Raw genomic sequence first — 19,309 nt, forward strand, 5'->3', positions numbered from 1 at the left:
GTCAGCGTCCCTTCCAGACCGGCGGCCGCTTCTCGGCGAAGGCGCGCAGGCCTTCGCGCAGGTCCTCGGATTGGTGCAACTCGGTCAGGTAGATCAGTTGCTTCGTCCAGGCTTCGTCGTCGGTCCAGTTCTGGGAGTCGACGACGATCCGCTTGCTCGCCCGCACGGCCAGCGGCCCGGCGGCGCAGATGTCGCGGGCCAGGTCCAGTGCGCCGTCGACCGCCCCACCGGGCTCGGTGAGCCGGTTGATCAGTCCGAGTTCGGCGAACAGCGTGGCGTGCCAGGGCTTTCCGGTCAGGATCAACTCCATGGCCAGGTGATAGGGAATCCGCTTGGGGAGCCGGAAACATCCGCCGCCCATGGCCACCAGGGACCGCGCGGCCTCCGGCAGGCCCAGGGTGGCGGTACGCGAGGACACGATCAGATCGCAGGCCAGGCACAGTTCCAGGCCACCCGCGAGCGCGTGCCCCTCCACCGCGGCGATGATGGGTTTGACCGGCGGCCGGGCCATGATGCCGAAACCGCCGCGGCGTTCGGTGACACCCATATCGCCGGTGGCGGCGGCGATCAGATCCTGTCCGGCGGAGAACACCGAATCGGAACCGGTGAGCACCGCGCAGCGCAGCGCGTCGTCGGCTTCGTACCGGTCGATGACCGCTTCCAAAGCGCGGGCGGCCGCGCCGTCGAAGGCATTGCGGCGTTCGGGCCGGTTGATCCGGATGAGCAGGATCCGCTCGTCGATCACCTCGGTCCCGATGAGATCGGGCCGGTCAGACATTGCGTTCACGTCCTTCCCAATATGGTTGGCGCAGTTCGTTTTTCATGACCTTGCCCACCGGGTTGCGGGGCAGGTCGGTGACGAAGTCGAAGCGGCGGGGCCGTTTGTACCCGGCCAGCCGTCCTTCCAGATGGGCCAGCAGTTCGGCCTCGGTCGGCGCGGAATCCGGCGTCGCGACGATGTAGGCCAGCGGCTTCTCACCGAAATCGGCGTCGGGGATGCCGATCACGGCGGCATCGAGCACCCGCGGGTGTGTGACCAGAGCCTTCTCGATCTCGGCCGGATAGATGTTGACCCCGCCCGCGACGATCATGTCCTTGATCCGGTCGGTGATGAACAGGAAGCCCTCGGCGTCGAGGTAGCCGACATCGCCGGTGCGGTAGAAGCCGTCCTTGACCACGTCCTCGCCCAGCGGCGGACCGCCGAGATAGTTGCGCAGCACGATCGGCGTATTGACCGCGATCTCCCCGGGTTCCCCGGCGGACAGCCGATTCCAGTCCGCGTCGACGATGGCGATCTCGACCCCGTCGAACGGCAGGCCGCTGGTGCCCGGCCTGGCCAGCTGATGTTCCGGCGCGGTGTAGCTGATCATGCCGGGTTCGCTGGCGCCGTAGCTCTCCCACAGCACGTCGTCGCCGAAACGCTCGACCACCCATTCCTTCAGCGACTGCGGGACCGGCGCGGCACCGGTTCCGATGTGCCGCACCGAGGACAGGTCGTAGCGGTCGAGCACGTCGGCGGGCAGCTTCTGGATGCGCAGCAGCATGGTGGGAACCGCGATCCAGGACTGGATGCGATGCTCGTCGATGAGTCGCAGCGCCGCCTCCGCGTCGAACGGGTCCAGCGTCACCACGGTTCCGCCACCGCCGCAGGCCCGCATCGCGACCGCCGGTCCGGCACCGTGATGGATCGGCATCGTCAGCAGGGAGCGCACCGCGTCGGGCAATGGCGGGACGGACGCCACCGAGTGCAGATACCGCTGCAGGCGCTCCCGGTCGGTGATGGTGGCGGGATCGGTCGGCGGGACCCCGCGTGGGCGGCCGGTGGTTCCGGAGGTGTACAGCACCAGCTCGGGTCGCGCCGCGCCGAAACGCGCAGGGGCGGCGGCGGTTTCGAGCAGGTCCTCGTAGCGCACCCCGGGCGCGTCGGGGGTTTGGCCGACAGTGATCAGCACACCGAGCGCATCCGGATCCCATCCGGTGGCGTCGATGTCATTGCACGCCAGCCCTTTCGCGCCGCTGTCGCTCAGAATGTACAGCGCCTCCGCGGGGGTCAGCCGCCAGTTCACGGCCACCTGGGCAATGCCGAGCTTCTGCAGGGCACGCTGGATGACGAAGTACTCCGGCGCGAGCCGGAACCGGGTGCCGATCCGATCACCGCCGGTCAGCCCGCGCCGGGCCAGGCCTTCCGCGACCCGGTCGGCCGCGTCGTTCCATTCCCGATAGGTCAGCACGGCGCCGCCGCTGACCACCGCGGGCGCGTCCGGTCGATGGACGGCCCAGAACTCGGGGGATCCCTGGTCGGGCTGATTCACCATTCCTCCTCGCGGGCGAGCACGTGCACGGCGCAGACGGCGCCGACTCCGACCATGTGCGCCAAGCCGATTCGGGCGCCGGGGTGTTGCCGCGCCCCGGCCTCGCCGCGCAGCTGGACGGTCAGTTCCGCGATCTGCCCGACACCGGTCGGCCCGATCGGATGCCCCATGGACAGCAACCCGCCGGAGGTGTTGACCGCGATCTTGCCGCCGATATCGAAATCGCCCTGGGCCAGAGCGGCCGCGGCCCGGCCGGGCTCGCACGCCCCCATCGCCTCGAGATAGACGAGCTCCTCCACCGTGAAGGCGTCGTGCAGCTCGATCAGATCCACGTCGTCGATGCTCACGCCGGCCGCCCGCAACGCCTCGGCCGTGGTCTCGGCAGTCAGCGCGGCGTCGAAATTCTCGGTGCCGTAATAGGTTTCCGATCGCAGTGCCGAGGATCGCACCCGCACCGCACGATCCCGGTCCAGGCCGAGGTCCACGATGGCCCGTTCGGAGACGACGATGGCCGCGGCCGCGCCCTCCCCGATCGGGCAGCACTGCAGGCGGGTGAGTGCGCCGCTGAGGGCCGGCGGGGCCAGTACCTCCTCGAGCGTTCTGGCCGTGGTGCGCTGCGCGTTCGGATTGAGCGCCGCGTTGCGGCTGTTCTTCACCGCCACCCGCGCGATCTGTTCCGGCGTCGCGCCCGTCTCGTACATGTAGCGCGAGGCCAGCAGCGCGAAGTGCGAGACCGGCGGCAACCGATGACCGACCAGGTCTTCGATCCCGGCCGCTCGGGCGGGCATGGTGAGGTTGAGCGGCTTGTCGACGCCGACCGCGATGGCCACGTCGTGCAGGCCGGCGGCGACCTCACGGTAGGCCTGCCGGAAGGCGCTCGAGCCCGAGGCGGACGCGTTCTCCACCTGCGTCATCGGGATGCCGGTCGCACCCAGGTGCCGATACATCAAGCGCGACAACGCCATCGAGGTGGTGGCGGTGCCGGTATAGGCGGTTTGCACCTGGTCCCAGCGCAGGCCCGCGTCGGCGAGGGCCGCGCGGACCGCGGTGACGCCGAGCTCCGGATACGGTGCGCGACTGGGCTTCCGGTAGGGATGCAGCCCGACTCCGATGACCCATACCGGGCGCAGGTCAGCGCTCATGCGCGCACCTCGCTCCCGGCCGGGACGGCGGCGAAGGCGGGCTCGACCAGCTCGGCGTCATCGCGTCGCACCACCCGCCAGCGCGCGGCGACCCGATCGCCGATCCGCGGCACGGGCGATTCCGGGTCGGTCAGCGCGCGGATCAGCGGCCCCGCGTCGAGCACGATCTCCGCGACGGTGAACGGCGCCGCGCCCAGCGGGTCGACCCCCACCTCGGCGACCGCGAACACCACGCCTTCCGCGCGCAGGGTTCGCGCCCGCAGCCGGCCCTCCCCCACGCCGCACGTCTCACAGCCGAGCCCGATCGGCGGGAAGTACACCCGGCCGCACACCTCGCATTCGCAGCCGAGCAGCACCGGATCGTCCGGCAACGGGTCATAGAGCCTGGGGTTGACGGCAACGCGCATCGCGACCTCGCAACTTATTTGTTGAGCGTTCAGTAAGTGAGAAGGTAGCAGTGATCCCCGCCACCAGGAAGGGTCTTGCCGAATTCGCCCGCGGCGCGGGCGATCCGGCGCGTTCGGCCACCTCAGCGGGCCCGATAGGCCGAATCCGCCCGATCCCCGATTCCGTCGTTCGCGGATATTGCGAGGCCGGTCACAGCTGTGGCAGAGTGATCCCGGCAATATTGAGACTGAGTAGTCTCACAACTCGGGGATTCAGGGTGAGGAAGTGGGTCGATGAAGACCAGGCGACTGACCGGGCGGTTCGTACGCTTCGGGACGGTGTCCATCGCGACGCTGGTGGCGGCGGCATTCACGGTGGGGCCGGGACACGCCGATCCCGAAACACCGGCACTGCCGTCGATCGCGCCGGCGCGGGTACTGCCACTGCCGCCGGAACTCGATCCCGGCTTCTACAACCCGCCCGCCGACGTGATCGCCGCCGCCGCGCCCGGCGAGATCATCGCGGCCCGGCAGGTCAACCTCGGCAACTTCGGGCTCATCCCGCTGAACGTGGACGCCTGGCAGGTCTCCTACCGCTCCAACAACAGTCGCGATGAGGCCATCGGAGCGGTCGCCACCCTGATCAAGCCGCGCGGTACCGCACCCGCGCCGCGCAAGCTGCTCTCGGTCCAGATCGCCGAGGACTCCACGCAGGGCTACTGCAGTCCCTCCTATGCGCTGCAACACCTTTCGGCCGCGCCGTTCCTGGGTCAGATCGTCGCGCCCGCCGAATTCCTCTTCGCGCAGGCCGCGCTGCAGAAGGGGTTCGCGGTGGTGATCCCCGATCACGAGGGCCCGAATTCGGCGTACGCCGCCGGGCCGCTGGCCGGGCGGATCACCCTCGACGGCATTCGCGCCGCCACCTCCTTCGCGCCGCTCGGCGTGGGCGCGGGCGCGCCGACCGCGCTGTACGGCTACTCGGGCGGGTCGATGCCCACCATGCACGCCGCCGAGCTGCGCAAAACCTATGCGCCGGAACTGAATATCGTGGGCGCGGCCTCCGGCGGCACGGGCGCGGATCTGGGCGCGGCGCTGCTGATGGCCAACAATCAGGCCACCGCGGGCCTGGTGCTCGGAGCGGTCCTCGGGCTGTCCCGGGAGTACCCGGACTTCAGCGCGCTGCTGGACCAGAAGCTCAATCCGCTGGGCCAGCTGCTGCGCACGGTGAAAGCGCCGTTCTGCGTGCAGTACCAGACCGCGCTGCTGCCGTTCCTCAACATCACCGGCATGATCAACTCCCCCGATCCGCTCGCTGAACCCGCGGTCGCGGCGATGCTCGAGGACACCCGCCTGGGCAAGAGCCTGCCGGATATGCCGCTGTTCGTCTGGCACTCGCGGTGGGACGAGATCCTGCCGTTGCCCGCGGCCGACAAGCTGGTCGACACCTACTGCGCGCAACCCGGAGCCCAGGTCACCTACACCCGGGACTGGGCCGGCGAGCATGTCATCGGCGAGGTCTCCGGCGGACCGGCCGCGCTGCTGTGGCTGTTCGATCGCTTGAACGGTATTGGCGCGCAACCGGGCTGCTCCACCACCGATATGCCGTCCATGCTCGGCACCCCGGGCGAGCTGCAGACCCTGGGCGAGACGCTGGGTGAGACCTTCGCCTCATTCTTCGGCAAACCCATCGGATCCTGACCGGCCGATTCGGGTCATGGTGCGGTAACGAAAAATTCGCATAAGTAACACTCGGATCTCCGGTTACGACGTCTCCGTTTGTAGACGGCCCGCTCAGTCGCTGGGCCTGACGGTTCACTTGTCGGGGTGAAATGGGGATTCGGGTATGGATATTCGCGGGTTCGTGAAACGACATAGGATCGCATCGGCGGTCGCCGCGCCCGCGGTATTGGGTGTGGCGGCCGCGGTGGCGGCCACTTATGCGCTGACGTCACCGGATTCGAGGCAGGCCGATCCGGCGCTGACCTCGTCGGTCACCGAATGCCATGACATGGTGACCATCTCGGTGGCCGGGCGCAACGATTCGCCGCAGTCCGGCACCACCAAGATGCTGGTCGACGCGAACGGCAACGAACTGCCCGCGGCCCTGTCCGACGATTACCAGAGCCACTGGGTGGACCCGGTGGTGAACGCCCCCGGCGGCTCGGTCGACTCCAATTCGTATTCGGCCGTCTATATCTCCTATCCCGCGAACCTGAACAGCTACGAGGACGCCGTCAATACCGGTGTCGCCAATACCGAGCAGGTCATGCGGGATATCTCCGCGGCCTGCCCCAACACCAAGTACGCGATCGTCGGCTATTCCGAGGGCGCGGACGTGGTGCGGCGGGTGGCCATGCAGATCGGCCACCAGACCGCCGGTGCGGACGGCAAGTACGGGATCGTGGATCCCGGCAATGTCGCGGGCGTCGTCATCCTCGCCGACGCGGGCCGCACCGCCGGGGAGGGACCGTTCCCGGGCGCGAAGGACCCGAGCCGCCCGGACAACTTCGACCAGAGCTACCAGACCGGCAAGCAGGTCGCGGGCGGACAGGGCGCGCTGCCCGACCAGGCCGGTGACTTCGGCGCGCTGAACGGCCGCATCGCCTCCTTCTGCTCCGACGGCGACCTCACCTGCGCCGCGCCGAAGAACATCTCCCTGCTGCAGCTCGCCATCAATGTCGGCCGCCAGATCAACGCCGACCAGATGCAGAACGAGGGCCTCAACCCGACCACCGGCATCGACGTCGCGGTCGTGCTGGGCAAGATCGCGGGCGACGCCTTCGGCGACATCGCGCACAACCCGGGCTGGTGGACCAGCAAGGAGACCTTCCTCGACGTGCTGCTCAAGGTGTCGCAGCCGGGCTACAAGCCGAACCAGCAGAACGCGACGCCGGTGGCCGCGGACAATATCGCCGCCGAGAACATGTCGCCGCTGGCGTACCTGCCGCAGAAGGTCTTCAACGAGGTCATCGGGCTGATCACCACCAACCAGAACACCATCCCGGTGATCATGAACGACCCGTACAACCTGACCCTGGGCCCGAACGGCACCGGCCACCACTTCGACTACTGGCACGACTCCAACCCGGACAACGGCAAGCCCGTCAGCTCCGCCGAGTACGCCGCCGCCTGGCTCACCGAACTGGCCAAGCAGGCCCAGGCCCACCAGCTCGACCCGAAGACGCTGACCTCCACCCCGGCCCCGACCACCACGTCGAAGGCCCCGGCCGCGCTGGCCGCCGCCCCCAAGTCCGGCGAGCCCACCACCACTCCCGCGACCGGAACCACGACGACCACCGCCCAGGCCCCGGCCGCCACCACCACGACACCCCCGGCCACCACGACGGTCGCCCCGGACACCGCCACCGCGCCGGTCACCACCACTCCCCCGGTGACCACCACCACGACGGTTCCGGCCACCACCCCGGTCGTCACCACCACCACGGCGGCGCCGACCACCACGCCCACGAACTGAGAACAACCCATGCGCGCCCTGGCATCTACGTATGCCAGGGCGCGCACTGGTTTCGTAACGGTCGGGGTAACTCGTCGGGTACGTCCGCAATCGGTTCGGCACCCACCGTCGGCACGGGTGCGCGGCCAGCGACGGCTCCCAGCCGCCCGCTGAAGGCCCGGGGAGGCGGGTCAGCGAATGGTGAACCACACCAAGCTGCCCAGCCCGGCGATCAAGCAGTAGACGGCGAACGGGGTCAGGGTCTTGGTCTCGAAATACGCGGTCAGGAACTTGACCGAGATGTAGGACAGCACGCCCGCGACCACGCTGCCCGCCAGGGCGGGACCGAGGATGGCGTGGTTCTCGGGCTTGAACAGCTCCGGCGTCTTCAGCACCCCGGCCGCCAGGATGACCGGGGTGGCCAGCAGGAACGCGAAGCGGGCGGCGTCCTCGTGGCGCATGCCCCGGAACAGGCCCGCCACGATGGTGCTGCCGGAGCGGCTGATGCCCGGGAAGAGCGCGGCGATCTGGGCCGATCCGATCAGGGTGGCGTCACGCAGGGTCAGACGGGACAGGCGCACATCCGAGGCGCGGTCCGGGTCGGTCGTCGGCAGCACGATGGTGTCCTCCATGGACAGGTCCCGGGTGCGGCCGGTGGGGCTGGAGAACACGAAATCGGTTTCGGGCTCACGCTTGCGCATGATCTCCGCGGACAGCAGCACGAAACCGTTGATCGCCAGGAAGATCGAGGTGGGTATGGGCGTGCCGAGATAGTGGCGCACGATCTTCTCCAGCAGCAGGCCGGCGAGGCCCACCGGGACCGTCGCGACCATGAGCAGCACGCCCAATCGCGCTTCGGGAGTACGGATCTCGCGGGTCAGCGCCACGTCCCAGAGACCGCGCAGGATGCGCACCCAGTCCCGCCAGAAGAAGATGACCAGGGCCAGCGCGGTGGCGACGTGCATGGCCACCAGCAGCGCCAGGTACGGGGAATCCTTGGCGGACATGCTCAGATCCTCGGCCCACTGCCCGCCGACCCAGGCCGGGAGCAGGATGCTGTGGCCCAGACTGGAGACCGGGAACAGCTCGCTCACCCCTTGCAGCGCGCCGACGACGATCGATTCCAGGTAGCTGATGGCCATTCGAATTCCTGTCGGGCGGCGGTGCGGGGATCCGAACCCCCCGATGGCGCCGGGGCAGCTCGCCTGGCGAGGCTACCGGAACCAATCGAATTGCGCGGCGCGGCGTCCGGCCGCGTGGAATACTTCGGCGATATGCAGTACAGGGGATTCGGCAATCCCGATGTCGGCGAGGATCCCGAGTTAGCTCAGGCCCGCATCTTCCTGGACGAATTGGAAAGGCATGTAGTCAAACTGACGCGGCGATTACAAACCGCGCCCACCGCGGAAGCCCGGCAAACGATCTCGGCCGAACTTTCCACGGTGCGCAAGTATGTCGATCGCATTCACCGCAGATTTCCCGGCATCGCCGTCCCTCAGTGATCGAGGCGCGGCCGCCAGCGTTCGGCGGAGCGGACCATGTCCAGGCCCACCCGTTCGAGATAGTCGCCCATGCCCAGCAACCGCAGCCCGGCGGGCGTGGCCTTACCGAGCGCGTCCGCGCCGTGCCGGGCCTGGGCCGCCAGCCGCTCGTTGACCTGTGCACCGGCGAGAGTGGTTCGGTACCAAGCGGATTCGTCGAGCACGTAGCGGTCGCGGCGGGTCCCCGGATCCCGGTCGCGGCGGATCAGCGCCCGCTCCTCGAGCCGGCCCACCGCCGCGGACACCGTGGCCGGGCTCACCCGCAACTGGGCCGCCAGCTCGGCCGCGGTCAGACTGCCCGAGTCCGCGGCATACAGCCGGGCCAGCACCGCCGCGGCCATACGCGGCATCCCGAATTGCGCGAACAGTAGCGCGAAACGGTCGCTCAGCTCGGCCAGCAGCACGGGATCGCGGCCGTATTCGTCGACGCCGGAGGGCTTCTCGGCGGGTTTGGGTCGCGGCGTGCGGCGGCGCGAACGCACCGCGGTGGCGGCCTGCGCCAGTTCCGCGCGGTAGCGGCCCGGACCGCCGTTGCGGGTCACCTCGCGGCTCACGGTGGAGGTCGGCCGGGACAGGCGGCGGGCGATCTCGGCGTAACCGAGGCCCCGGGCCAGACCGGCGGCGATGAGGCGGCGGTCATCGGGGCTGAGTCTTCCTCCGGGCACGGAGCGGCTCCTTCATCAGAGGCCGCCGAGGCGGCGCGGCACCACCCTATTGCAACACGAAAACCGCCCGGGCGGGCGCCGCCCATGATCATCGTGACCTTCGAAAACCCTTGGCACACTTGCGTTATCCGATTCGATACGGCATTCGGTCGTCAACCCGATTGGGAACGCAACGTAGCGTTCGCCATCGGTCGAACAGCCCGCGCCTCACCATCCGGTCAGATCCGCCAGCACCGTGAAGTCCATGATGTCCGCGCCCGCCAGAAACACCGGCTGCGTGGTGTGCGCCCCGCGCACCCGCACCTCACCGCGCGGGCCGCCGTAACTCACCGTCGCCGCCCCGCGCTCGATCAGCCGCACATCCAGACTGTGCGCCGCCTCCGCCAGCGAGGCGAACAACAACAAGCCCTCGTAACAGGATTCGCCGATATTGTTCAGCGCCGGAGCCAGCTGACCGAACCGGGCGGTGTACCGGCTGCCGAACGCCATCCCCGCCCGCGACACCAGGCTCTCGAAATAGCCACTGGCGGTGAACAATCCGCGCGCGCTGTCCGGACCACCCGCGTAGAGCACGTCCTCGCCGATCATCATGCTCAGCCGCAGGCGACTCTCGTCCAGTCCGGCCGCCGCGAAGGCCTGATTGAAGGCCGCGCAGTCCGCGCCGACCATGAACAGCAGCACGCCCTCGGCGGGCGAGGTGCGGATCAGGTCCAGGGCGGCGGTGAAATCCCGGCCGCCCAGCGGCAGGAAGACCTCCCCGACCACGTCGATATCGCTCGAATTCGCGAATTCCCACGTGACCCGGGCTGTTTCACGCGGCCAGACATAGTCGTTGCCGACGATGCACCAGCGGCGCACGCCCAGTTCGGACCGGAACCAGCGCAGCGCGGGGAACAACTGCTGATCCGGGGTCTCCCCGACCATGTAGACGCCGTCGGAGTCCTCGCCGCCCTCGTAGAAGGTGGTGTAGATGTAGGGCACCCGGCCCGCGGTGTACGGGGTGATGGCCTTACGCGCGTTCGACAGGTGCCAGCCGACCACGCCATCGATCATGCCGCGGCTCACCATCCGGTCGATCCGCGCGGCCAGCACCGGCGGCGGCGCGCCCGCGTCCACCGGATGCAACCGGACCGGGCGGCCCAGGATCCCGCCCATCGCGTTGATGTCCTCGACCGCCAGCGTCGCGCACGCCTCACAGGAGGGCCCGAAGATGCCGGCCGAACCGCTCATCGGGACGACCAGGGCCAGGTCCACCGTCGTCCGGCGCGACCCGAACTCACGTGGGTTCATCGATCCTCACCGCCGTCCGAATGCCCACGGATCCGCCCGCCCGTCCACCCGGGACCGCGCGGTGCGAGACGAAGGGGCACGATAGCACCGTGAACAGTCCTGACGCGCGCGAGCTCATGCTGCTCGCCGGTGAGCGCACCATCGCCGAACGCGGGCCGGACGTGGCCCTGCGCGATATCGCGGTGGCGGCGGGACAACGCAACAACTCCGCGGTCCACTATCACTTCGGTTCCCGGGACGGACTCATCGCCGCCATTATCGAACGCCATCAGCCGGCATTGGAATCCCGGCGAACCGAACTGCTCGCCGAACACGAGGCCTCGGGAGCCCCGGACAGCGTCGCGGCGCTGGTCGCCATTCTGGTGCGGCCCATGTTCGACGTGCCGTACGCCGAGGGCTCGACGCACTACGCGCGGTTCCTGGAGCAGGCCCGCGCCCATCCCGCGGTCACCGGACCCAATCTCAACGAAAAGCGTTGGCAGACAACAAGAGTGCTCGTCGCCAGGCTGTATCACGCACTGGCGGAACTGACTCCGGCGCAACGCCGGTACCGATTGCAGGCCATGACCACGGTCATGTTCGCCCTGCTCGCCGACTACGAGCGCTACGTGCTGCCCACCGAGGTCGAGCGCGACGACGTCCGTAACAGCATCATCGCCATGATCGTCGGACTACTCAGCGAACCGGTGGACCACGGCGGTCAGGAGGCCGGCGTCCCGGCGTCCGGATCCGAACCACCCGGCACCTCGTAGTCTCGGGCGGTTCACTGGAAGCGCCGCGCTCCGGTCACCGGCATGTTCGACAGCGGCGAGACCTTCACACCGGAACCGTAGTCGCTGGCGTGAATGATCTTTCCGTCACCGAGGTACATCGCCGAGTGGCCGCCGCCGTAGTAAGAGACCAGATCGCCCGGCTCCAATTCGTCGACCGTGACCGGGGTTCCGGCGGCGAGCTGCGAATAGCTCGTGCGCGGCAGTTCCACGCCCGCCTCCCGATACGACCACTGCACGAGACCGGAGCAGTCGAAGGAGTCCGGGCCATTGCCGCCCATGCGGTAGTTCGCGCCGAGCTTGGTGCGGGCCGCCTCGATCGCGCGCTCGCCCGCCGTCTTCGGCATCGCCGCGGGCACCGGGGTGCGGGTGACGACGGAATCGGTCACGCCGGGGATGCCGGTCAGCGGGGGCAGGGCGGCGGGCACCACGAAAGTACCGAGGCCGGCGATCGACACCGTGCGCGATTCCGGCGCGGGGGTCTGGGCGGCGGTCGGGGTGGCGACGGCCGGAGGCGCCACGGCCGGGGCCACGATCGCCGGGCGCAGCGGCTCCGGGACCAGTGACTCCACCGACGCCGGGGCGGGCATCGTGTCGGCCGGGGCGATGATGATGTGCTGGGGCGCCACCGTCATGCGGGTCGCGTCCGGCTCATCGTTCGCCGATTCCGGCGCGGGGGTAGCGGTTCCGGCCGCGGGGGGCAGGATTCCGATCGCGGGGGTCACCCGGCCGAGCGGGGCGGCGATCTCATCCGGGATATCGATCGCCCCGATACCGGGGATCGTCACCGGCGCCGCCTGCGCCTGGCCCGCCGCGAAGAAGAGGGCGACTCCCACGGCTGCCGCACCGAGGACTCCTGTCACCAGGGTCCGCAGGCTCAGCCGCGGAAGTAATCGAACCTTCTGTCTGTCACCGTTGCTTTCCATGAGCGGTCGTCCTCCGATCAGCCGTGAGAGCTATCCGGTTTCCGTCCATCACGCGCAATTTCGGTCTTGCCAGCAGATCCGAGAATGCATATTTCGCCGGAAGGTCAGGGGTGGCAACGAATGACATGCGTGTTATTCATTACGAAACGGTAACCATTGACGGCTGTGTCCAATTGGACACAGCCGGTTTCAACCAATTCGACTCCCCCACGCGAGCCTGCGCGGGCGCGTCGCGCGCGCGTGTGAAACTGATCCACGGAAGCTGCCCTCCCCATCAACAGGAGGTTGATCGATGACCAAATCCCCTGCGCTAGGCAACCTTCCCGAGCCACTGGTGGTCACGCTCGGGAATCTCAAAGGAGGCGTGGGCAAGACGACCTCCGCTTTCTTCCTCGCCTCGTATTTCGCTACCGCACACGAACTTCGAGTGCTGGTGATCGACGCCGACCCGCTGAGCCAGACCGGATACTCCTGGTATCGGCGACTACAGAAGGCCGAGGTCGACATTCCCTTCGAATTGCTCGCCTTCCCGTCGCGGCACGTGAATGACTGCATCACCGACAATTCCGCGAACTACGACGTGATCATCGTCGACGCCGGCGGTGAATCGGCCGACATCTTCAAGGCCGCCGTTCCCGTCAGCGACGAACTCGTCCTCGTCACCAGCGTCAGCCCGTCCGAGGTCAAACGCGTGCCCAGTACCTACCGCGCCGCCGAGGAAGCGGCCGCCGAATACGAGAAGGCCATTCGCGTGCGCGTACTCATGACCAAGGTTCCGGTCACCATGAAGAACGGCGTCAATGTGTCCACCGAATACCGCACGCAGCGCGGCAATCTCGAGGACGCGGGCTATGACGTCTTCGACTCCTACGTCAGCGCCTGGAAGTGGTATCGGGAGGCCGCCGACGGCGAAGTCGGCGACGGCGCCGAGAACCCGATCGAGGATCTCGGCGAATACCGGGCCGTCGGCGACGAACTGGTGCGCGACTACATCGAGGCCCGCGTCCCGGCGGAGGTGTCGGCCTGATGCCGCCCCAGCGCAGAAAGACCTCCATCGGCGGCGGCCTCGGTCGCAACCCGCTCTCCGACGAGGCCGAGCACACTCCCCCGGTGTCCCCGCTGCGTGACGCCAAATGGCCGCGCACACCGAAACTCTCGGCGGCCGCCACCACCGTCCTCATGGCGCCGGCCGCGCCCGCGGCGTCCTCGGCGGAACCGGTGACACCCGCCGCCGCGGCGACCGCCATCCTGGCACCCGAGACGGTGGCCGAGCCCGCGCCGGCTCGACCGGTCGCACCCACGCCGAAGAGCCCGGCCGCACCACAGGTTCCAGCGGGGCCGAAAGTCCTGACGGCGCCGGAAGTCCCGGCCGCCGCACCGGAGCCGATGTCCCGCGAGGTCACTCCGGCAGCGGCCGCGCCCAGCGTGCTGGATCTGCCGCTGCCCACCGCGGGCGGCGAGGGGCCGCTCAGCCGCAGCGAGTCCGATCAGCTCGAGGTGTGCGAATCCTCCATCGACGCGCTGCGGGTGGCCTTCTGGACCGCGGGGCGCGCCCTGCAGATCGTGCGCGACGGCCGGCTCTACCGCGCCGACCACGCCACCTTCGACGAGTACGTGGAGAAGCGGTGGGACATGCAACGGTCCTACGCGCACAAGCTGATCCGGGCCTGGCCGCTCGCCGCGCGCCTGCACCCGGTCGCGCCCGCCCTCAACGAGGGCCAGATCCGCGAGCTGCTGCCGGTGGCCGCGGCCTACGGCGAGGACGCGGCGGTCACCGTGTACACCACGCTGGCCGCCGACGTGAAGGTCACCGCGGGCAAACTCCGCGAAGCGGTCGCGGTACTGCCCGACGACTACGACGAGGGCGCGGTCGTGCAGCGGCTGCGCGCGTGGCTGCGCGGCGACCTGACCGAGGAGCAGCCGGCCACCGCCGACGTGTTCAGCGCGGTCGAGTCCCGGCTCACCGCCCTCACCCAGAAGGTGGTGAAGGGCTCCGGTGACCATCCGGTGGCGGCCCGCGAATTCGCGGCCAAACTCCGGACGCTTGCCGAACTCATCGAGCGCCAGATCCCGGTGACCGGTCGAATGCCGGACGCGGAATAGCTCGCGACAGCACCCGCCGAAAGGGCCCGGCCGAAAGCCGGGCCCTTTCACTGTAATAGCGAAAACCTATTCAATATCGCTGGCGACGACTCCGATGACGGCCCGGATATGCGAGAAGGGCTCCCCGTTGGCCGGGGAGCCCTTCTCGGTGCGGTTCGGGTTATTCGCCTACCGCGCGGCGTTCGCGGGCGCCGGTGGCGCGCTGACGGGTGGCGCGGGCCTCGGCGGCGTCGAAGAGGTCGAGGTGTTCGAAGAACGGGTCCTCGTCGTCGGGTTCGACCAGGACGGAACGGCGCAGCTGGGTGCGGGTCTCGTCGCGGTCGGGGCGGGGACGTTCGCGGGTGCGGCGCTGGTCCTCGGCCTCGGCGTCGGTGGGCTTGCGGGCCGCGCGGGCGGCGCGGCGGCGGCGGATGTCCTCCTCGAGGCGAACCTGCTTGCGTAGGTAGGCCAGGTAGGCGATCAGCACGGTGCCCGACAGCGCCGCGAGCCACCACAGGATCGAGGAGATGGCCAGGCCGGAGGCGGCGAACAGCAGGACCGCGAGCACCAGGCCCAGGACCGCGCGCTGGCGGAAGGTGTAGCGGGCCGCGCGGGCGACGGCGTCGGCCTCGGGGTCGAATCCGCCCCGACCGCGCCGGGACGGCACGAAATCCTCGTCCTCGTCGTCGGATTCGAGTTCCGGCTCCGGTTCGGGTTCGCGCAGGGCGGGGGCGCGGGAGACCCGCTTGCGGGGTTCGGCCGCCGTCGCGTCGACTTCCGGCTCAGTGTCGTCGGTCTCGGCCGCGGCATCCACGGTCTCGGATTCTGTCTCATCCGTGGCGGTTTCGGGGTCGGTCTCCGATTCCGCCGCGGTGGGCTCGGATTCGGCGGCGGCCGCGTCGTCGGTGTCCTCCGCCTCGGCCGAATCCGTCTCGGGCTCCGGCAGTTCGGCGCTCATCGCGGTGACGACCTCGGCCTTGTCGGCTACGGTTGCTGCCGTCGCGGCCGCGGACGCGGCGGTGATGGCTTCCGGTTCGGCGGGGCTGTCGTCCGATCTGGTCATCCGATCCTCCGGATCCTCGCTCGGGTGAAGCTTTCTGCGAACCGGCACGTAGTCCGGGTCGGTGTCATGTCCGGTCGCCGGACCTTTCCTGGTGCTTCGCTTGGCACCACCGCGATGCAACACTCGTGTCGAGAGGGCGGCGTCGGTGTGCTGCCGGATGCGGGGATGGCGATTGGCCAGCATCGGGAAGAGCACGAAGACCCAGAGCACCACCAAGCCGATCCACAAGATCGAATTCGGCATTGGCCCTTACACCTCCGTCCCGCCCTGTTGTCTGTCCCTTCTGATCGGAAAACAGACGCACCACCGACGTGCGTAGGTTAATTCCACACCGTGGGTATTCCCCTCAGGCGCGCCGACCACACACGCAACACTAGTCACACGAATTCGGTCGCGAAAACTCTCACACGCCGCGCTCAGCGAGTTATCAGGCTTTGCTGGCGCGCCCCGCGCGAATCAGCCTGTCCACCACGGTCCCCGAGACCTCCTCGACCGTCATACCGACCAGCAGGTGATCCCGCCACGCGCCGTCCACGTCGAGATAGCGCTGCAGCATGCCCTCCTCGCGGAAACCGACATTGCGCAGAACCGCCTGACTGGCAAGGTTTTCCGGCCGCACCGTGGCCTCCACCCGGTGCAGGCCCACCTCCCCGAAGCAGTGGTCCAGGCCCAGCGCCAGCGCCGCGGTGGCCACGCCCTGCCCGGCCAGCTCGCTCGACACCCAGTAGCCGATCCACGCCGAACGCAACGCGCCGCGCACGATATTGCCCACCGTGAGCTGACCGCTGAACTGGCCGTCCACCTCGATGACGAACGGAATCATCGCGCCGCGCCGCGCCTCGGCCTTCAACGCCGACCACAGCGCGGGCCAATTGCTGGAATGGTTACGCGCCTCCCACGGACCGCGGCCGGTGGGCTCCCACTTCTCCAGATAGTCCTTGTCCCGGACCCGGATCCGGCCCCAGGCGGACGCGTCCCGCAGGCGGATCGGCCGCAATGTGACCGTGCCCGCCGCGACCCGCACCGGCCCCAGATGCGCCGGCCAGCCCGGATGCTGAACCGAACGAAAGACGTTCATCTCCACGCCTCACCCACGCTGAGCCAGGAACGCGACCTGGACCTCGTCCCCGGTACGTACCTCGGTGGTCTCGGGGTCGATCACGATGAGACTGTTGGCCTCGGCCATGGTGGCCAGCAGATGCGAGGACGCCCCGTTCGGGCCGCCCAGCGGCTGCACCAGGTAGTCGCCGGTCTGCTCGTCGCGCATGAGCTGCGCGCGCAGATAGCCGCGGCGGCCCGGAATCGAGGCGATCGGCAGGATGGTGCGCGCCCGCACCATGCGCCGCATGGGGTGGCGGCGGCCCAGCGCGATCCGGATCAGCGGCCGCACCATGACCTCGAAAACCACCAGCGCGCCAACCGGATTCGCGGGTAGCAGGAAGGTCGGCACCTCGTCGCGGCCCAGCAGGCCGAAACCCTGCACCGAACCGGGATGCATGCCGACCCGGGTGATCTCCAGCTCGCCGAGCCCCTCGAGCGCCTCGCGCACCTGCTCCGACGCCCAGCCGCCGACCGCGCCCGCGATCACCACCACCTCGGAGCGGACCAGCTGGCCCTCCACCACGTCCCGCAGTCGCTTCGGATCGGCGCTCACGATGCCCACCCGGTTCACGTCCGCGCCCGCGTCGCGCGCGGCGGCGGCCAGGGCGTAGGAGTTCACGTCGTAGACCTGGCCGGGACCGGGCGTGCGGTCGATGTCGACCAGCTCGCCGCCCACCGACAGCACCGACAGTCGAGGCCGCGGATGCACCAGCACCTTGTCCTTGCCGACCGCGGCCAGCAGGCCCACCTGGGCCGGGCCGATGATGGTGCCCGCGCGCACGGCCAGATCGCCGGGCTGCACGTCGTCGCCGATGCGGCGCACGTAGTCGCCGGAGCGGACCGCCTCGTAGACCTTCACCCGGGCGCGGCCGCCGTCGGTGTTCTCCAGCGGCAGCACGGCGTCGGCGAGGGTGGGCAGCGGCGCGCCGGTGTCCACCCGCACGGTCTGGCGGGGCTGCAGGCGGATCGGCTGGCGCGAACCCGCCGCCACCTCACCCACCACCGGCAGGCTCAGGAGCACCGAATTGCCATCCTCGTCACGGATATTCGCGCCCGCGCCGGCCACATCCACACTGCGCACGGCGTATCCGTCGATGGCGGCCTGATCGAAGCCCGGCAGCGGGCGCTCGGTGACCACATCCTCGGCGCACAGCAAACCCTGTGCCTCGCTGATCGCGACCCGGACCGGCCGTGGGGCCACGGCCGCGGCGGTCACCTTGATCTGCTGATCCTCAACCGAGCGCATGCCGCCCTTCCGTTGTCGCGCCTGCTCCTCGCCTCATTCGCATGCGGTCAGCTGCGGATTCCAGTCCGGACCGAGCCGCTGCTCGAGCCACTCGCGCAGGGCGGGACCGTATTCCTCGCGTTCCAGAGCGAAATCGACCGCAGCACGAAGATAACCGCCCGGGTTGCCCAGATCGTGCCGCGACCCACGATGCACTACGACATGAACCGGGTGGCCCTCGGCGATCAGCAGCGCGATGGCGTCGGTCAGCTGCAGTTCGCCGCCCGCGCCGGGGGTGATGCGACGCAGCGCGTCGAAGATGGCGCGGTCCAACAGGTATCGCCCGGCCGCGGTGAAGGTGGACGGCGCCTCGTGCACCGCCGGCTTCTCCACCATGCCGTTGACCTTGAGCACGTCGCACGGGCCGCCGGGCAGTTCCTCCACGTCGAAGACGCCGTAGGCGCTGACCTCTTCCTTCGGCACGTCGATGGCGCACAGCACCGAACCGCCGTAGGTGTCGCGCACGTTCGCCATCAGCTCCAGCACGCCGCCGGGCAGCACGAGGTCATCGGGCAGCAGCACCGCGATGGCGGTCTCGTCGGCGTCGAGCGCCGATTCCGCCTGCGCCACCGCGTGACCCAGGCCCAGCGGCTCCTCCTGCACCACCGAGGTGACGTCGAGCAGGGCGGGGGCCTTGCGCACCTTCTCCAGCAGATGGAACTTGCCGCGCTCGGCGAGGGTGCTCTCCAGTACCAGGTCCTCGACGAAATGCGCGACCACGCCGTCTTTTCCGGGCGAGGTCACGATCACCAGCCGATTGGCGCCGGACTCCGCGGCCTCGGCGGCGACCAATTCGATGCCCGGGGTGTCGACCACCGGCAGCAACTCCTTGGGAACCGTCTTGGTCGCGGGCAGGAACCTGGTGCCGAGCCCGGCCGCGGGGACCACCGCGGTGCGGAAGCACGACTCGGTTCCGCCGCCAGTAGCTGTCATGAATTTCACCCTATCCATCCGTCATATGCCCGAGAGTGGCTCGTGGCCGCCTCGATATCCCCGAGAGCCTAAGGGGCGAGGACGGCGGGAGCGCACCGAACGCCGGACCGAGGGCGCTCTCACCGACCGACCCGTTCTTTTCATTTGGCGTTCGTCGCACTGTGACCTCCCTCGTACCCACTGGTTGTTGACTGACACCCATGACCGATCGTGAGGATTCCCACAACCCCGATTCCACGCCGGACAACCCCGACGCGCCTATCGTCAAGTCCCCCGGCGCCGACCGCGGCGTGAGCCGCCGCCGACTGTTCGGCGCCTCCGCCATCGCGGGCCTGGCCGGACTGGCCGCCGGGGCGGGC

General features: G+C 69.2%; 18 protein-coding genes. 6 read left to right on the plus strand and 12 right to left on the minus strand.

Translation table 11 applies throughout. The annotated features are described in order from the left end of the window. Position 1 precedes the first annotated feature (1 nt). The 4 genes from ACWELJ_RS13355 to ACWELJ_RS13370 are packed head-to-tail and all read right to left on the minus strand — an operon-like array spanning position 2 to position 3,861. Positions 2-778: a crotonase/enoyl-CoA hydratase family protein gene (locus ACWELJ_RS13355; RefSeq protein WP_452366419.1), complete on the minus strand. Its 777-nt coding sequence runs from the start codon at positions 776-778 to the stop codon at positions 2-4. Continuing rightward, the gene (locus tag ACWELJ_RS13360) at positions 771-2,315 is read right to left on the minus strand and encodes a class I adenylate-forming enzyme family protein (RefSeq protein WP_452366420.1); all 1,545 of its coding nucleotides are present in this window, start codon (positions 2,313-2,315) and stop codon (positions 771-773) included. The genes ACWELJ_RS13355 and ACWELJ_RS13360 overlap by 8 nt, the downstream gene beginning before the upstream one ends. Next, positions 2,309-3,454: a thiolase family protein gene (locus ACWELJ_RS13365; RefSeq protein ID WP_452366421.1), complete on the minus strand. Its 1,146-nt coding sequence runs from the start codon at positions 3,452-3,454 to the stop codon at positions 2,309-2,311. Before ACWELJ_RS13365 ends, ACWELJ_RS13360 begins: the two co-directional genes overlap by 7 nt. After that, entirely contained in the window at positions 3,451-3,861 is a 411-nt protein-coding gene (locus tag ACWELJ_RS13370) for a Zn-ribbon domain-containing OB-fold protein (RefSeq protein ID WP_452366422.1), read from the minus strand. The genes ACWELJ_RS13365 and ACWELJ_RS13370 overlap by 4 nt, the downstream gene beginning before the upstream one ends. 273 nt (positions 3,862-4,134) lie before the next feature. Here ACWELJ_RS13370 and ACWELJ_RS13375 point away from each other — a divergent pair, with 273 nt between their 5' ends. Together ACWELJ_RS13375 and ACWELJ_RS13380 are read left to right on the plus strand one after the other, a co-directional pair. Continuing rightward, positions 4,135-5,538 (plus strand): lipase family protein, encoded by a 1,404-nt coding sequence (locus ACWELJ_RS13375; RefSeq protein WP_452366423.1) that lies wholly within the window; start codon positions 4,135-4,137, stop codon positions 5,536-5,538. A gap of 145 nt (positions 5,539-5,683) precedes the next feature. Then, entirely contained in the window at positions 5,684-7,315 is a 1,632-nt protein-coding gene (locus ACWELJ_RS13380) for a cutinase family protein (RefSeq protein WP_452366424.1), read from the plus strand. A 170-nt stretch (positions 7,316-7,485) separates the two neighbouring features. On the opposite strand, the gene ACWELJ_RS13385 is transcribed toward ACWELJ_RS13380, so the two are convergent. Next, positions 7,486-8,442 carry an undecaprenyl-diphosphate phosphatase gene (locus ACWELJ_RS13385; protein ID WP_452366439.1) on the minus strand — a complete coding sequence of 319 codons (957 nt, stop codon included), beginning with the start codon at positions 8,440-8,442 and terminating at the stop codon, positions 7,486-7,488. 126 nt (positions 8,443-8,568) lie between these two features. On the opposite strand from ACWELJ_RS13385, the gene ACWELJ_RS13390 reads away from it, so the two are divergent. Then, positions 8,569-8,796, plus strand: coding sequence for a hypothetical protein (locus ACWELJ_RS13390; RefSeq protein ID WP_452366425.1), 228 nt, complete (start codon positions 8,569-8,571; stop codon positions 8,794-8,796). On the opposite strand, the gene ACWELJ_RS13395 is transcribed toward ACWELJ_RS13390, so the two are convergent. Together ACWELJ_RS13395 and ACWELJ_RS13400 are read right to left on the minus strand one after the other, a co-directional pair. Next, entirely contained in the window at positions 8,790-9,500 is a 711-nt protein-coding gene (locus ACWELJ_RS13395; RefSeq protein ID WP_452366426.1) for a helix-turn-helix domain-containing protein, read from the minus strand. The two genes, ACWELJ_RS13390 and ACWELJ_RS13395, sit on opposite strands and share 7 nt — an antisense overlap. Positions 9,501-9,707: 207 nt before the next feature. Continuing rightward, positions 9,708-10,790: a substrate-binding domain-containing protein gene (locus tag ACWELJ_RS13400; RefSeq protein ID WP_452366427.1), complete on the minus strand. Its 1,083-nt coding sequence runs from the start codon at positions 10,788-10,790 to the stop codon at positions 9,708-9,710. 89 nt (positions 10,791-10,879) lie between these two features. Here ACWELJ_RS13400 and ACWELJ_RS13405 point away from each other — a divergent pair, with 89 nt between their 5' ends. Then, complete coding sequence (locus tag ACWELJ_RS13405) at positions 10,880-11,542, plus strand: TetR family transcriptional regulator (RefSeq protein ID WP_452366428.1); 663 nt, start codon at positions 10,880-10,882, stop codon at positions 11,540-11,542. An 11-nt stretch (positions 11,543-11,553) separates the two neighbouring features. Here ACWELJ_RS13405 and ACWELJ_RS13410 read toward each other — a convergent pair whose 3' ends face one another. Then, entirely contained in the window at positions 11,554-12,486 is a 933-nt protein-coding gene (locus tag ACWELJ_RS13410; protein WP_452366429.1) for a C40 family peptidase, read from the minus strand. Between the two features lie 292 nt (positions 12,487-12,778). Here ACWELJ_RS13410 and ACWELJ_RS13415 point away from each other — a divergent pair, with 292 nt between their 5' ends. Beyond that, a complete protein-coding gene (locus ACWELJ_RS13415; RefSeq protein ID WP_452366430.1) occupies positions 12,779-13,513 on the plus strand; it encodes a ParA family protein in 735 nt (244 codons plus the stop codon). Next, positions 13,513-14,589, plus strand: a complete 1,077-nt coding sequence (locus tag ACWELJ_RS13420) for a hypothetical protein (RefSeq protein ID WP_452366431.1) — start codon at positions 13,513-13,515, stop codon at positions 14,587-14,589. Before ACWELJ_RS13415 ends, ACWELJ_RS13420 begins: the two co-directional genes overlap by 1 nt. Positions 14,590-14,749: 160 nt before the next feature. Here the strand turns inward: ACWELJ_RS13420 and sepX are convergent, their stop codons facing one another. The 4 genes from sepX to ACWELJ_RS13440 all read right to left on the minus strand — a co-directional run bounded on the left by sepX (position 14,750) and on the right by ACWELJ_RS13440 (position 18,950). Next, a complete protein-coding gene (gene sepX, locus ACWELJ_RS13425) occupies positions 14,750-15,874 on the minus strand; it encodes a divisome protein SepX/GlpR (RefSeq protein ID WP_452366432.1) in 1,125 nt (374 codons plus the stop codon). A 184-nt stretch (positions 15,875-16,058) separates the two neighbouring features. Continuing rightward, complete coding sequence (locus ACWELJ_RS13430; protein ID WP_452366433.1) at positions 16,059-16,709, minus strand: GNAT family N-acetyltransferase; 651 nt, start codon at positions 16,707-16,709, stop codon at positions 16,059-16,061. A gap of 9 nt (positions 16,710-16,718) precedes the next feature. After that, positions 16,719-17,978, minus strand: coding sequence for a molybdotransferase-like divisome protein Glp (glp, locus tag ACWELJ_RS13435; RefSeq protein ID WP_357280640.1), 1,260 nt, complete (start codon positions 17,976-17,978; stop codon positions 16,719-16,721). Positions 17,979-18,011: 33 nt separating this feature from the next. Beyond that, positions 18,012-18,950, minus strand: a complete 939-nt coding sequence (locus ACWELJ_RS13440) for a UTP--glucose-1-phosphate uridylyltransferase (RefSeq protein WP_452366434.1) — start codon at positions 18,948-18,950, stop codon at positions 18,012-18,014. Between the last annotated feature and the right edge of the window lie 359 nt (positions 18,951-19,309).

This window comes from Nocardia sp. NPDC004582 (assembly GCF_053602115.1).